The following is a 13,176-nucleotide window of genomic DNA, read 5'->3' on the forward strand; positions in this document are numbered from 1 at the left end:
TATTACTCATTGCCAACTTGCTCATTGCTCATTGTGAAGATGGCCAGCGGGCCCGCCACCAGCAGCCCCATCAGCAGCCCACCTAGGTGGGCAATGTTGTCGATATTACCCGTAAGGCCCGAAATCAAGTTACTCAATATCAGATATGCTACCAGGCCCAGCATAGCGCGGCGGTCAAACTTGTCGAGCACCATTTTCTTGCTCAGCAGCAAAGCCAGCATAAAGCCGTACAGCCCAAAAATGGCGCCGCTGGCCCCCGTTGAGTTGATGCCGCCCGTGTGGTACCACACGGTGGCCAGGCTGGCGGCGAGCCCGCTGGCCAGGTACACGGCCAGCAGGCGCCAGGGGCCCACGCGCTGCTCCAGCATCAGGCCCAGCAGCCACAGGCTTATCATATTGAGCAGCAAATGGGTGGCTCCGCCGTGCACAAACAAGCTAGTGAAGAGCCGCCAGGGCTGCCCGTGCAGCGTGAGGCTGCTCACGTTGGAGCCCCAGGTGGCGAGCTCGCGCCCCGTAGGGTCGGTGGCCGACACGCCGCTGCCGACCATCAGCAGCCAGACAAGCACGTTGAGGTCGATGAGCAGCGGCACGGCCACGTAGGGCGGGCTGGGCCAGAACAGCCCCTTGCCGAGCTGCCGCAGCAGCTGGCCCCAGGTTTCGCTGGGGGCCTCGGTGGGCGGGGGGGCGGGGATGGGGGCGGGTGCCTCGGGCACCAGGCCCCGGCGCTGGAGCTCGGCCACGGCGGCTGCGCCCACGGCGGGCGGGTAGCGGCTGGCGTGGCGGGCTAGGTAAAGCAATTCGGTATCGGGCCGCTGGGCAAAGTGCGCCGCCGCGGCCTCGGGAGTGGAAACATCCATTGCGTACCCTAACCGCTAGCGGCGGCTTTTGGGTTTCGGGGCGCGGCGCGCACCCTCACGAAATGAGAGGCAGCCGGCGCAGCAACTCATCGCGATACGTGCGCCCTAGGGGGGCCTCCAGGGCGTCGGGTAGCCGCACGACCCCCGCCACGGGGTCAACGTATTCGACGTGGTTCAGATTGACCAGCCACGAGCGGTGCACCTGCACAAACGTGTCGGGCAGGCTCAGGCGCAGCTCGGCCAGCGGCGTGCGCACCGAGTAGCGCCGCCCCGACACCAGCGTGAGCACGGCGTGCTTCTGCTCGGTGTGCACGCAGGTGATATCAGCAAGCGCGAGGCGCATCAGCACATCGCGCTCGCGCACGAATAGCCAGGGCGACAGCGCGGGCTCGGCGCCCGCGCCGGGCTGCCAGTCGAGCGGCGTGCGCGCCTGGCCGTACAGCGCCAGCTCCACCATACGCCGCAAGCTTGTGACCGTGAACGGCTTGGGTAAGATAGCCAGCGGCTGTAAGGCCCGCGCCCGGGCCAACAGCTGGGTATCGTCGGTGGCCGAGATAAAAATGAGGGGTAGGGGCGCCCGCTGCTGCAACTGCTGAGCCAGCGCTACGCCGTCGTTGCCGGCGCCCAGGCCAAGGTCGATAACGGCCACGGCCGGCCAGGTGGTGGCGCACAGCACCAGCGCAGCGGCGGCTGTGGCGGCGGGCCCCAGCAGCGGCAGGCCCAGCTGCAGTAGGCAGGTGCACAGCACGCGGGCCTGGGTCGGGCTGTCTTCCACTACTAAAATACTGGACCTAGGTTCGGTCATAGAATAACACGGATATAGCTAACGTTGACAATAATAAAATCTTAGAATAATCCTTAAAATATAGCTCCTAGGGTTCTGAAAGCTAAAGATACATGCGTAAAATGAAAAAGGCCCTTCCCCGAATCGGGGAAGGGCCTTTTGGCAGGCGACGAGCGCCAGAAATTACTTGGGGTCTTTTGCGTCAGCAGCGTCGCCGATAGCTTCGCCTTTTTTGTCAGCCGAGTCACGAACGGCATCAGCCTTTTCTTCCATAGCGTCAGCCTTAGCTTCGCCCGACTCTTTTACGGCAGTGCCGGTAGCTTCAGCAGCATCTTCTTTTTTGCTGTCGCACGAAGCGAGCGAAAGCGACATGGCGGCTACGGCGAGGAACAGTACTTTTTTCATGGTGAAAGGTAGAAATGGGTTTTGAAGATTTCTGCCCCTTAATGCCACGCCACAGAGGAGGTAACCCACCTGCCCGAAAAAAATTATTTTTTGCGGAAGGCCAGCCCAATCGGCACGCCCGTGAAGTCGAAATGCTCGCGCATCCGGTTCTCCAGGTAGCGGGCGTAGGAGTCGGGGATGTACTGCGGCAGGTTGCAGAAGAAGGCAAACACTGGGTTGTGCGTGGGCAGCTGCGTGGCGTACTTGATGCGCACCATCTTGCCCTTTTGGATGGGCGGCGGGTAGCGCTCAATCTCCTTCAGCATCACGTCGTTGAGCTGCGAAGTCGGAATCTTGCGACGCTTGTTCGAGTACACTTCCATAATGACTTCCAGCGCCTTGTGCACGCGCTGCTTGTTCAGCACCGAGATAAACACAACCGGCGGGTAGGCAATCGGTGCCAGCTTCTCCATGATTTTGGCTTCAAAATCGCGGGCCGTATTGGTCTCCTTATCCTCAATCAAGTCCCACTTATTCACCAGGATAACGATGCCCTTGCGGTTCTTGTCGGCCAGGGCGATAATGGCCACGTCCTGCGCCTCGATGCCGCGGCTGGCGTCGAGCAGCACCACGCACACATCGGCGGCTTCCATGGCGCGCAGCGAGCGCATGTTGGAGTAAAATTCGATGTCCTCGTTGACCCGCGCTTTGCGGCGCAGGCCGGCCGTGTCGACCAGCATAAACTCGTGGCCGAAGGCCGAGTACTTCGCCTCGATAGAGTCGCGCGTGGTGCCAGCGATGTCAGTCACGATGCTGCGGTCTTCGCCCAGCAACAGGTTGACAAACGACGACTTACCCACGTTGGGGCGGCCGATGATGGCGATGCGCGGCAGCTCCGAATTGGGCTCTTCCTCGCCTACTTCCTCGAAGTTGCTCACGATGGCGTCGAGCAGTTCGCCGGTGCCCGAGCCATTGGCCGAGCTGATGGCGAATATTTCCGTTTCGCCGAGACCTAGGGCGTAAAACTCGCCCGAGCCGTGCGCCCGCAGGTTGGTATCGGCCTTGTTGGCCACCAGGTAGATGGGCTTTTTGCTGATATAGCGGCGCAGTATCTGGGCAAATTCCTCGTCCAGGCCGTGCAGGCCGGCTTCGGCATCGACCATGAACAGGATTACGTCGGCCTCATCAATGGCCAGCTTCACCTGCCGGTTGATTTCGCTCTCGAAAATATCGTCCGAGTTGTAGACGTAGCCACCCGTGTCGATAACGGTGAAATTGTGGCCAATCCAGTCGCCGTAGCCGTAGTGGCGGTCGCGGGTTACCCCGCTTTGGTTGTCCATGATGGCTTGGCGGCGGCCCACCAGGCGGTTGAACAGGGTGGACTTGCCCACGTTAGGGCGGCCCACTATTGCAATGGTATTCATGTGGTTGGCTCCAGCCACCGGCCCGACCTTGGCGCGGCAGTACCCGGAGTAGTTAAGGTTAAAATGGTCGGTGTATCGTGGACTCTGTGAGTCCGCGTGTGTTATTGTAAAAGCTGCTAAATCTCGCGGACCCGCAGGGTCCACGGTACGTTACTGATATCCAAAGCGGGTGAGCGCCTTGCTGTCGGTGCGCCAGTTCTCGTTCACTTTCACGAACAATTCCAGGAACACTTTTTTCTGGAAAAACTTCTCCATTTCCTCGCGGGCCCAGGTGCCAACCTTCTTCAGCGCCTCGCCTTTGGCCCCGATAATGATGCCCTTCTGGCTGTTGCGCTCGACGTAAATGACGGCGCGAATGCGAATGATGTCGTCGTCCTCTTTGAACTCTTCAATCTCCACTTCGGAGCTGTAAGGGACTTCTTTCTTGTAGAGCTTGAAAATCTTTTCGCGCACCATTTCGGCGGCAAAAAAGCGCTCGGGCTTGTCGGTAAGCTCGTCTTTGGGGTAGTAGGGCGGGTGGATGGGCAGGCTTTCGAGGGCCAGCTGCAACACCCGCTCGGTGCCGAAGGCGTTGAGCGCCGAGATGGGCAGCACGTCGGTAGCGTTGGGCAGCTGTTCTTTCCAGTAGGCCAGCTTGGCTTCGACCTCCGCCTGGTCGGCTTGGTCTATCTTATTGACCAGAATGTAGATGGGCGTATCCACGGTCTTGCGTAGGCGCTCAACTACGGGCTCCTCGTCGTGCTTTTCGTAGATGTCGGTGACGAATAATATCACGTCGGCATCTTCCAAAGACGAGTACACGAAGGCCATCATGGCATTGTGCAGCTCGTATTTGGGCTGGATGATGCCGGGCGTATCGGAGTAGACGAGCTGGAAATCGTCGCCGTTGAGGATGCCCAGGATGCGGTGGCGCGTGGTCTGGGCCTTGCTCGTGACGATGCTCAGGCGCTCGCCCACTAAGGCATTCATCAGCGTGGACTTGCCGACGTTGGGCTTGCCGATGATGCTGACGAAGCCGGCACGGTGGGGCTTAGGTTCGGGGTTCACTAGAATGATAATTTAAGGATAGTTTTGAAAATCAGCCTGCAAAGGTACGGCGAGAATGAGCGGTTAGGGTTTAGTGATTAATGATTAGCGTTTTTTGCGTCGAATTTGAAGCCTAAGCCCTACTTTTTTGGTTAAGCATGCAGTCGACACAGAATGAATAGCTAGTGGCTACTGATTGGTCGTCCTGAGACATTAATCATTACTCACTAACCATTAATCGCTATAAATAATGCCTACTCCCGCCCGCCGCATTGGCCTGCTTTTGGTCAACCTAGGTACGCCCGACTCGCCTCAGACCAGCGACGTGCGCCGTTACCTCAACGAATTTCTCACCGATGGCCGCGTAGTAGACATGCCGGCCGCCGTGCGCTACCCGCTCTTTAAAGGGTTGGTGGTGCCGCTGCGGGCGCCTAAATCGGCCAAAATCTACCAGGAGCTCTGGGATGCCGAGCGCGGCTCGCCGCTGCTCTTCCACGGCCTCGACTTGAAAGCAGCTGTGCAGCAGGCCCTAGGCGACGAGTACGTGGTGGCCTTCGGCATGCGCTATCAAAAGCCCAGCATTGAAACGGCGCTAACCGAGCTGCGTGATGCGGCCGTGGACCGCATCGTGGTGCTGCCGCTGTTTCCGCAGTACGCTTCGGCCAGCACCGGCTCGGTGCAGGAGAAGGTCATGGACATCGTAAAAGACTGGTGGATAGTGCCGAGCATCAGCTTCATCAGCTCGTTTGCCGATGAGCCGGGCTTCATCGCCAGCATTGTGAAGCGCGGCAAGGCCGAGATGGCTAAGGGCGACTACGACCACTTCGTGTTCAGCTACCACGGCATTCCGGAGCGCCACGTGCTCAAGGGCAGCTTCAAGGGCTACTGCCAGCTGGGCAAGTGCTGCAACACTTATAACAAGAACAACCGCTATTGCTACCGAGCGCAGTGCTTTGCCACCTCACGCCTGCTGGCCGAGGGCCTAGGGCTGCGCGACGACCAGTACACCGTGACTTTCCAGAGCCGCCTGCAAAGCCGCCTGCGCGACCCCTGGCTGCAACCCTACACCGACGAGGTGCTGGCCGAATACCCAGCCAAAGGCATCAAGAAAGTGCTGGCTTTCTCGCCCGCCTTCGTGGCCGACTGCCTCGAAACGACCATTGAAGTAGGCGTGGAGTTCAAGGAGCTATTCGAGGAAAAAGGCGGCGAGCACTGGCAGCTGGTGCCCTCGCTCAACTCGGAGCCCTATTGGGTAGAAGCGGTGGCCGACATGGTGCGGGCGAATTAGTTACTACTTGTAGTAGAGGCTGAAAGCTATCTAGTGCGCTGAACGCAGTGAAGCATCTCTACCGCACTTTTCAACGAGGTGGTAGAGATGCTTCACTGCGTGGCCGCCAGATGAGCATGACGGATGTTAGTTAGGCAGTAGCGTTGTTGCCTAGCGCCTGCTGCATCGCCTCTTCAAATTCGGTGGGCAAAATGAAATCCACGAACGTCGGGTAACTACTAACCGTGTCGCGGCGCAACGCCGTGACGAAGACGCTGTTGCCTTCGGTATCGAGGTTGACGGCGGCCAGGGGCAGCAGAATCTGGGTTTCGGCGTGCGGGGCGGGGGTGGGTACGCCGGGCAAGCCCCGCTCGAGCTGCACGGTGAGGTAAAGCACGCGCTGCGCCCCGGGGTCAACCAGCAGCTCGACTACGATGCCAAATACCTGGCCATCGCCGCCGCGCACGGCCCAGCCGCGGGGGTCGGGGTCGCCGGTGGCCATTTCAAAAGTGGGCAGGTCGCGCAGGCGGCGCAAAGTGGGAGAACTCATAACAAGCAGCTTTACAGAACGTCTTTGGCGGGGTAGCTCAGGGTGTTGAGCAGGCTGGCGACTTCGGCCAGGTACTCGCGGTTTTGAGTTTGCTCGGCGGGCGTGGCATCGCGGCCAGATAGCTGGTTGGCCTGGCCCAGGAGAGTAGCGGCCTCAGTTTCGAGGTTAGGATAGCCCTTCTGCTGCACGGCCAGCAGCAGGCTGGCGGCCGCTACTAGGCCGGGGCGTAGGCTGGCGCTGGGGTCATTGTCTTCGAGGCGGGCGGTGGCGCTGGTGAAGTTGTCGCGCTGCTCGCGGATGGTGGCGTCGTCGCGCAGGTCGGCGAGGTCGGCGAGCTGCGTGAGCTTGGGGGCTAGCTCCAGCAACCGGGCGCGGGCGGGCGACGAGCTACCTGGAGCCGGGCTGGTTTCGACTGAATCGTCGGGCGGGGGCGTGGCGCGGGCCACGGCGGCTGGGCTGTTGGGCGCCAGGCTATCGATGGGGGCCGGCGCGGCCGTGGCGGCCGGGGTAGGAGCCGGCTCGTCGGCCGGGTCGGGGCGCAGGTAGAAGTAGGCCGCTACGGCAAGCACTACCACTGCTAAAGCCACCAGCAACCACGGGCTGGGGGCAGGTTTTTTAGGTTGAATACGAAGTTCGGCCATATAAATGCAGCTAGATAGGCAGCAATACGAAGAGCAGCCGCTGGCAGTTGGGCTAACTGACATGATAGCTAGCCCTCAGCAACCTATGTTTACGGTCGGTTTTACCTGGTTTCTATCGTTTCATGGCTGCTCCTACCCTGCGTTTGCTGGCCGACCTCGAAGCCGAGGGCCTGCTGCCACCTACCCAAGCCGATGCCATCCGGGCCGATGAGCGCACCCGGCCCTTCTCGCTGCACTATGAGCTGCGGGCGTTGCTCTACCTCGGCAGCATGCTGCTGGTGGGCGGGCTGGGGGTGCTGGTGTATCAGCACCTTAGCAGCATCGGGCACGGGGTTATTATCGGCACTATCGTCCTGGCAATGGTTGGTTCCTATGCCTACGCCGCCCGCCACCGGGCGCCGTTTACGTGGGGCGAGGCGCCGCGTACCGCCATCGCGGCCGACTACCTGCTGCTGCTCAGCTGCTTGCTGTTTCTGGTGCTGGAAGGATATTTGCAAGCTCAGTATGAGCTGTTTGGCGCGCGTTACGGGCTGGCCACGGTGCTACCGGCGGGATTATTTTTTTACCTGGCCTACCGCTTCGACCACCGCGGCGTGCTTTCGATGGCCATTACGGCGCTGGCCGCCTGGGTGGGCGTGAGCGTGGCGCCGCTTACCCTTTTCACCCAAGGCTTTCCGGCGGCGCAGTTGAGCGGACCGGGGCTGCTGCTGGGCCTAGGGCTGCTGGCGGCCGGCCTGCTTTCGGAGCAACTGCGCCGCAAGCCGCATTTTTCCTATACTTACCTGCTGCTGGGCAGCAACGTGGCGCTGCTGGCGGCCATGGTGCGGCTTTTTGAGGGCTCAAGTAATAGGCCCGAATGGTCGGCCTTGCTACGTTTTTGGCTGGTAGCGCTGCTGATTTTAGGCATTTGCGGAATGCTGGTGTGGTACGCCCGGCGCACGCAGTCCTACGTGTTTTTGCTGCTGGCGGTGGGCTACGGCTACGTTGCCTTCACCGCCATGCTCATCATGCTGGGCATGTTTCTCCGCATAGAAGAAGGTTTTATTACCTTAGGGATGTTCTACTTTCCGCTCAGTTTTCTGGGGCTAATATTGCTGTTGATTAATATTAAGAAAGTGCTGCACATCGCATGAGTCTCAACGCATATCCGCTGGCTTGGGCCACTGCCGACGCCATGCGGGCTGCCGCCCGCCGCTGGCAACGACGCGGCCTGCTCACGCCGGCCCAGCAAGTAGCTATCAACGCAGCGTACCCCAGCCCCTATTATCGCCCCAATGTCTGGATACGAATTTTACTGCTAATCCTTACGGTATTGGGAATCGCCGCCGCGCTGGGCTTTTCGGTCCTGATAACGGAGGGGAAGCTACCCCCCACTGCCTATGACGTGCTGGTTGTAGTGGGTGCGGTAGTGCTGCTGGAGCTTACTATCAAAGGCTCCTCGCATTACCGCTCCGGGGCTGATAACGCACTGCTTTATATTGCCCTAGTAGCCTGGGGTTTTTTGGCGAATGAGATAAGCGAGCAGCTAGCCACCAGCTCAACTGTTACTACTTGCTCACTGCTTTTACTGCTACCAGTGTTGCTGGCCGCCCTAGTACGCTACGCCGACCCGCTGGTGGCAGCCGCCAGCTTCAGCGCCGCCTTGGCATTACTCGCCAATGTGCTGCTGCAAAGCACCCTAGGTCGTCAACTGCTACCATTTGGCGCAATGGCCGCCGCGGGTGGCCTGCTGCTGGCCCTGCGGCAGCTACCAAACCGGACCGATTATTTTTACTACCGCAGTGCCGGGCTGGTGCTGCGTACGCTGGGGCTAGCCGCGCTCTACCTGGCCGGCAACTACCTGGTAGTGCGCGAGGGCAACGCCCAGCTGCTGGGCGGCGGTGGCCCGTCGGGGCAGATTCCGCTGGCGCCGCTGTTCTACGCCTGCACGGCGGGTATGCCAGTGGTGTACATCGGGCTGGGCCTGCGCCGCCACGACCGGCTGCTGCTGACCCTAGGGTTGCTGGCGCTGGCTTTTTCCCTCTTCACACTGCGCTACTACCGCTCGCTGCTGCCGCCCGAAATTGCGGCTACCGTGGGCGGGGCCGTGCTGCTCCTAGGCTCCTTGGCGGCCCTGCGCTACCTGCGCACGCCCCGCCACGGCCTCACGGCGGCCGCTGATGAGGAGGCAGCGTCGCACTTCAACCTAGAAACGTTGGTAGTAGCCCAGACGGCCCACGCGCCGGCTGCGCCCGAGGTGGGGTTTGAGTTTGGCGGCGGGCACTCGGGGGGCAGTGGGGCTGAGGGCCGCTACTGAGGCACAGCGGCGGCGCTGGCCATTGCGCCCGGCTACCGGTGGGCTAGGTGGCTGCGCAACCACTTTTCAGCCTCAGCTTGGTCGCTGAACATTTCCATCATAAACTGGCCCTTGATGCGGGCCCGCAGCGCGGCAGCCGATTGCGCCGACATGGCCTCCGCATTGTCGAGGTGGGCCCAGTAGCGGATGCCGCACTGCACGGCGTGGGGCACCCACACCTGCTCGAGCCAGTCGAGCGAGCTGTCCCAGCGGCCCACCAGGTGGCGGTTGTCGTTGAGTACGGCGTGCAGGTGTTGCTTCTGCATCCAGTTGAGGTAGGCGATGGCCCCAGCGGCCACGTTGTTGCTGGTGGGGTAGCCCATCCAATCGGCATAAATCCACTGGGCGTTTTCGGGCTGCTGAATGGATAAGTATAGCTTCCCAACCGGCGAACGTAGTTCTTCAAGTAACATAGGCGTGAACTTACGAGCAGGAAGTGCAGCAGGTTGAGAGCGTAACGTAACTATATAGAGAAGGGTAAGGAGAGCAAAGCATAGTAAAAAGTCCTACCGCTTATTCGATTACGCCCGACCTTTGCGCCCGCGCCCGAAACCTTCCGCCCCCCGGCCGGCGTTACCGCATTCATGTCCGACAATTCCGCTCTGCAAGTGGCCGCCCCGGCCCACGACGAAATCGACCACCTCGACCCGCGCCAGTTTATTCTTATCAAGAATGCCCGCGTCCACAACCTCAAAAACCTGAGCGTGGCGCTGCCCCGCAACAAGTTTATCGTGGTCACGGGCCTCTCGGGCTCGGGCAAGTCGAGCCTGGCCTTCGATACCTTGTACGCTGAGGGTCAGCGTATGTACGTGGAAAGCCTGAGCAGCTACGCCCGGCAGTTCTTGGGCCGCATGGACAAGCCCGACGTGGATTACATCCGGGGCATTTCGCCGGCCATCGCTATTGAGCAGAAGGTCAGCATCAAGAATAATCGCTCGACGGTGGGCACGAGCACCGAGATTTACGACTACCTCAAGCTGCTGTTTGCGCGGGTGGGCCGCACGTTTTCGCCCGTCAGCGGCGAGCAGGTGCGTAAAGATTCGGTGGCCGATGTGGTAGACTTTTTATTCAGCCTGCCCGCCGATACCCGCGTCACTATTCTGGCGCCGTTGCTGCGCACCGAGCCCGGCCGCCCGATGAGCAAGGAGCTGGATTTGCTGCTGCAAAAAGGCTACGGCCGCGTGGTGCTGGCGAGCGGCGATAATGCGTTTATTGAAGACCTTATCGGCGAAGGCAAGCCTGAAGTGGAGAGCGATATTTCCATCCTCATCGACCGCGCCGCCGTGCAGCCGGGCGACGAGGATTTGCAATTCCGCCTGTCTGACTCGGTGCAAACGGCCTTTTTTGAGGGCCACGGCACCTGCGTGGTGAAGCTAGACGACGAGACGCGCACCTTCTCCGATAAGTTTGAGCTGGACGGCGAGGTATTCGAGGAGCCAAGCGTTAACTTCTTCTCCTTCAACAACTCCTACGGCGCCTGCCACACCTGCGAGGGCTTCGGCTCGGTGCTGGGCATTGACGAGGACCTGGTTATTCCGGACAAGAGCATGACGGTGTACGAGGGCGCCATTGCGCCCTGGCGCACCGAAAAGCAGGGCGAGTGGCTGAAGCCGCTGCTCAAGAATGGCATCCGGTTCGATTTCCCTATTCACCGCCCCTACAATGACCTCAGCTCCGCCGAGCAGCGCTTGCTGTGGACGGGTAACAAGTATTTTGAGGGCCTGGATGCGTACTTCAAATGGGTGAGCGAGCAGACCCACAAAATTCAGTACCGCGTGCTGCAAAGCCGCTACCGGGGCCGCACCACCTGCCCCGATTGCCGCGGCACCCGCCTGCGCAAAGACGCGCAGTACGTGAAAATCGACGGTCGCAGCATCACCGATTTGGTGCTGCTGCCCATCGCCGATGCGCAGGTTTTCTTCGAGAACCTGAGCCTGAGCGAGCACGATATGGCGGTGGCCGACCGCCTGCTGGCCGAAATCACGAACCGCCTCGGTTACCTCAATCGGGTGGGCCTAGGGTACCTCACCCTCAACCGCTTGAGCAATACGCTGAGCGGCGGCGAAAGCCAACGTATCTCACTGGCCACCTCGCTGGGCTCAGCGCTAGTGGGCTCGATGTACGTGCTCGACGAGCCCAGCATCGGCCTGCACCCTAAGGATGCCGAGCAGCTGATTGGCGTGCTGCGCTCGCTGCAAGCGCTGGGCAACACGGTAGTGGTGGTGGAGCACGAGGAGAAGATGATGGAGGCCGCCGACCAGGTTATCGACATCGGCCCCGAAGCCGGCAGCGGCGGCGGCAACCTCATGTTTCAGGGCACTTTTGACGAGCTGACCCGCGACACGGCAACCTACACCGGCCAGTACCTGAGCGGGCTGCTCGAAGTGGCGGTGCCCGCCGTGCGCCGCCCCTGGCGCAACGCGCTGGAGCTGACCGGCGCCCGCGAAAACAACCTGAAGAACGTGAGCGTCAAGATTCCGCTGGGCGTAATGACGGTGGTAACGGGCGTGTCCGGCTCGGGCAAATCGACGCTCATCCGACGCATCCTCGCCCCGGCGCTGATGAAGATGCTAGGCGGCGGCGCGGGCGAAAGCACCGGCAAATTTGACCGTTTGCTGGGCGTGAACGGGCAGGTAACGCACGTCGAATTCGTGGACCAGAACCCCATAGGCAAGTCGTCGCGCTCGAACCCGGTGACTTACGTAAAGGCCTACGACACCATTCGTTCGCTCTTTTCGGAGCAGCCGCTGGCTAAGGCGCGCGGCCTGAAGCCGTCGCACTTCTCATTCAACGTGGAGGGCGGGCGCTGCGAGGTGTGCCAGGGCGAGGGCCAGGTGAAAATCGAGATGCAGTTCATGGCTGACATCTACCTGACCTGCGAAAGCTGCGGCGGCCACAAGTTCAAGCAGGATATTCTGGAAATCAAATTCCAGGACAAGAACATCTTCGAGGTGCTCGACCTGACGGTGGCCGACGCCGTGGAGTTCTTCAAAGGCCAGCCTAAAGTATCCGAGCGCCTCAAGCCGCTGCTCGACGTGGGCCTAGGGTATATCCGCTTGGGGCAGTCGGCCAACACGCTCAGCGGCGGCGAAGCCCAGCGCGTGAAGCTGGCGAGCTTCCTCACCAAAGGCGCTACTTTACAGCAAGATAAGATATTATTCATCTTCGATGAGCCGAGCACTGGTCTGCATTTCCACGACATTGCTAAGCTGCTGGGCGCGCTGAACGCGCTGGTGGAGCAGGGTAATTCGGTACTCATCATCGAGCACAACGTGGACATCATTAAGTGCGCCGACTGGCTCATCGACCTAGGGCCAGAGGGTGGCATCAACGGCGGCCACTTGCTCTTTGAGGGCACGCCCGAGCAGCTGGTGAAGCTCAAGGACACGAACCATACGGCGCGGTTTCTAGCCGATAAAGTAAAAGGCTAGCGTTTACAACCCATTGCTATGCACTTAGGTACCGAAGAAAAAATTACGGTTGGCACCCCAAACACCGTTGTGGAGAGCACGGCGGTGGGGGGCGAGCGCAGTGTGATTTTTGAAGATGATGGCACCACGGGCTATTTCTATGCCGTGCGGCCTGGGGCCGACCTGGAAATACTGGACGCCCTGCACGTGTACGACGTCGCCAACGTGACCGACCGACACCTTCCGGTGAAGGTTCAGCTAGTTTGGGATGAAACCTGGACTGCGGCCGTGTTGCTTATCAACGGCTACGGCCACGCGCTGTACGATTTTCAGCGTTCGGCGGGCTTTTGCCGCAATGCTTTCCCCGCGGCTAGCAACGGCCAAACCCTGAAGCGAGAGCTAACCGACGAGTTGATAGAACAGTATTTCGCAGCCTGAGCTACGCTGCCAGTTAGTAGGAGTGAGGGTAGCTGCTTAAGAGAACGTGCTAGAAGCTAG

Annotated in this window: 13 protein-coding genes; 5 read left to right on the forward strand and 8 right to left on the reverse strand. The window is 60.6% G+C overall.

The window, feature by feature from the left end; all coding sequences use genetic code 11:
* Positions 1-2 precede the first annotated feature (2 nt).
* The 5 genes from ACFSDX_RS04455 to era form a co-directional block, all read right to left on the reverse strand.
* Positions 3-857 carry a rhomboid family intramembrane serine protease gene (locus ACFSDX_RS04455; RefSeq protein ID WP_382311977.1) on the reverse strand — a complete coding sequence of 285 codons (855 nt, stop codon included), beginning with the start codon at positions 855-857 and terminating at the stop codon, positions 3-5.
* Positions 858-912: 55 nt separating this feature from the next.
* A complete protein-coding gene (locus ACFSDX_RS04460) occupies positions 913-1,662 on the reverse strand; it encodes a LytTR family transcriptional regulator DNA-binding domain-containing protein (protein ID WP_382311978.1) in 750 nt (249 codons plus the stop codon).
* Positions 1,663-1,824: 162 nt separating this feature from the next.
* Positions 1,825-2,046 carry a hypothetical protein gene (locus ACFSDX_RS04465; protein WP_382311979.1) on the reverse strand — a complete coding sequence of 74 codons (222 nt, stop codon included), beginning with the start codon at positions 2,044-2,046 and terminating at the stop codon, positions 1,825-1,827.
* An 83-nt stretch (positions 2,047-2,129) separates the two neighbouring features.
* Positions 2,130-3,449, reverse strand: coding sequence for a ribosome biogenesis GTPase Der (gene der / locus ACFSDX_RS04470; protein ID WP_382311980.1), 1,320 nt, complete (start codon positions 3,447-3,449; stop codon positions 2,130-2,132).
* A gap of 150 nt (positions 3,450-3,599) precedes the next feature.
* Positions 3,600-4,496, reverse strand: coding sequence for a GTPase Era (gene era / locus ACFSDX_RS04475; protein WP_382311981.1), 897 nt, complete (start codon positions 4,494-4,496; stop codon positions 3,600-3,602).
* A gap of 229 nt (positions 4,497-4,725) precedes the next feature.
* Between era and hemH the strand changes: the two genes are divergently transcribed.
* On the forward strand, positions 4,726-5,763 hold the full coding sequence (gene hemH, locus ACFSDX_RS04480) for a ferrochelatase (protein ID WP_382311982.1): 1,038 nt from the start codon (positions 4,726-4,728) through the stop codon (positions 5,761-5,763).
* A 130-nt stretch (positions 5,764-5,893) separates the two neighbouring features.
* Here the strand turns inward: hemH and ACFSDX_RS04485 are convergent, their stop codons facing one another.
* Both ACFSDX_RS04485 and ACFSDX_RS04490 read right to left on the reverse strand, forming a co-directional pair.
* Positions 5,894-6,292, reverse strand: coding sequence for a PRC-barrel domain-containing protein (locus ACFSDX_RS04485; RefSeq protein WP_382311983.1), 399 nt, complete (start codon positions 6,290-6,292; stop codon positions 5,894-5,896).
* 11 nt (positions 6,293-6,303) lie between these two features.
* Positions 6,304-6,933, reverse strand: coding sequence for a hypothetical protein (locus tag ACFSDX_RS04490; RefSeq protein ID WP_382311984.1), 630 nt, complete (start codon positions 6,931-6,933; stop codon positions 6,304-6,306).
* A 122-nt stretch (positions 6,934-7,055) separates the two neighbouring features.
* Here ACFSDX_RS04490 and ACFSDX_RS04495 point away from each other — a divergent pair, with 122 nt between their 5' ends.
* A complete protein-coding gene (locus tag ACFSDX_RS04495; protein ID WP_382311985.1) occupies positions 7,056-8,066 on the forward strand; it encodes a DUF2157 domain-containing protein in 1,011 nt (336 codons plus the stop codon).
* Positions 8,063-9,229 carry a hypothetical protein gene (locus ACFSDX_RS04500; RefSeq protein WP_382311986.1) on the forward strand — a complete coding sequence of 389 codons (1,167 nt, stop codon included), beginning with the start codon at positions 8,063-8,065 and terminating at the stop codon, positions 9,227-9,229. The genes ACFSDX_RS04495 and ACFSDX_RS04500 overlap by 4 nt, the downstream gene beginning before the upstream one ends.
* A gap of 32 nt (positions 9,230-9,261) precedes the next feature.
* Here the strand turns inward: ACFSDX_RS04500 and ACFSDX_RS04505 are convergent, their stop codons facing one another.
* Complete coding sequence (locus ACFSDX_RS04505) at positions 9,262-9,681, reverse strand: hypothetical protein (protein ID WP_382311987.1); 420 nt, start codon at positions 9,679-9,681, stop codon at positions 9,262-9,264.
* Positions 9,682-9,852: 171 nt separating this feature from the next.
* Between ACFSDX_RS04505 and uvrA the strand changes: the two genes are divergently transcribed.
* Both uvrA and ACFSDX_RS04515 read left to right on the forward strand, forming a co-directional pair.
* Positions 9,853-12,699, forward strand: coding sequence for an excinuclease ABC subunit UvrA (gene uvrA / locus ACFSDX_RS04510; RefSeq protein WP_382311988.1), 2,847 nt, complete (start codon positions 9,853-9,855; stop codon positions 12,697-12,699).
* An 18-nt stretch (positions 12,700-12,717) separates the two neighbouring features.
* Positions 12,718-13,116: a DUF2251 domain-containing protein gene (locus ACFSDX_RS04515; RefSeq protein WP_382311989.1), complete on the forward strand. Its 399-nt coding sequence runs from the start codon at positions 12,718-12,720 to the stop codon at positions 13,114-13,116.
* Positions 13,117-13,176: the final 60 nt, after the last annotated feature.

It is taken from the genome of Hymenobacter bucti (genome assembly GCF_042681145.1).
GTDB classification, from domain to species: domain Bacteria; phylum Bacteroidota; class Bacteroidia; order Cytophagales; family Hymenobacteraceae; genus Hymenobacter; species Hymenobacter bucti.

Bases quoted from the DNA above. Each gene is read 5' to 3' on its own strand.
- ACFSDX_RS04515 (WP_382311989.1), top strand. From the start codon at position 12,718: ATGCACTTAGGTACCGAAGAAAAAATTACGGTTGGCACCCCAAACACC.
- ACFSDX_RS04505 (WP_382311987.1), bottom strand. From the start codon at position 9,681: ATGTTACTTGAAGAACTACGTTCGCCGGTTGGGAAGCTATACTTATCC.
- der (WP_382311980.1), bottom strand. From the start codon at position 3,449: ATGAATACCATTGCAATAGTGGGCCGCCCTAACGTGGGCAAGTCCACC.
- ACFSDX_RS04485 (WP_382311983.1), bottom strand. From the start codon at position 6,292: ATGAGTTCTCCCACTTTGCGCCGCCTGCGCGACCTGCCCACTTTTGAA.
- ACFSDX_RS04500 (WP_382311986.1), top strand. From the start codon at position 8,063: ATGAGTCTCAACGCATATCCGCTGGCTTGGGCCACTGCCGACGCCATG.
- ACFSDX_RS04460 (WP_382311978.1), bottom strand. From the start codon at position 1,662: ATGACCGAACCTAGGTCCAGTATTTTAGTAGTGGAAGACAGCCCGACC.
- ACFSDX_RS04490 (WP_382311984.1), bottom strand. From the start codon at position 6,933: ATGGCCGAACTTCGTATTCAACCTAAAAAACCTGCCCCCAGCCCGTGG.
- uvrA (WP_382311988.1), top strand. From the start codon at position 9,853: ATGTCCGACAATTCCGCTCTGCAAGTGGCCGCCCCGGCCCACGACGAA.
- ACFSDX_RS04455 (WP_382311977.1), bottom strand. From the start codon at position 857: ATGGATGTTTCCACTCCCGAGGCCGCGGCGGCGCACTTTGCCCAGCGG.
- ACFSDX_RS04495 (WP_382311985.1), top strand. From the start codon at position 7,056: ATGGCTGCTCCTACCCTGCGTTTGCTGGCCGACCTCGAAGCCGAGGGC.
- hemH (WP_382311982.1), top strand. From the start codon at position 4,726: ATGCCTACTCCCGCCCGCCGCATTGGCCTGCTTTTGGTCAACCTAGGT.
- ACFSDX_RS04465 (WP_382311979.1), bottom strand. From the start codon at position 2,046: ATGAAAAAAGTACTGTTCCTCGCCGTAGCCGCCATGTCGCTTTCGCTC.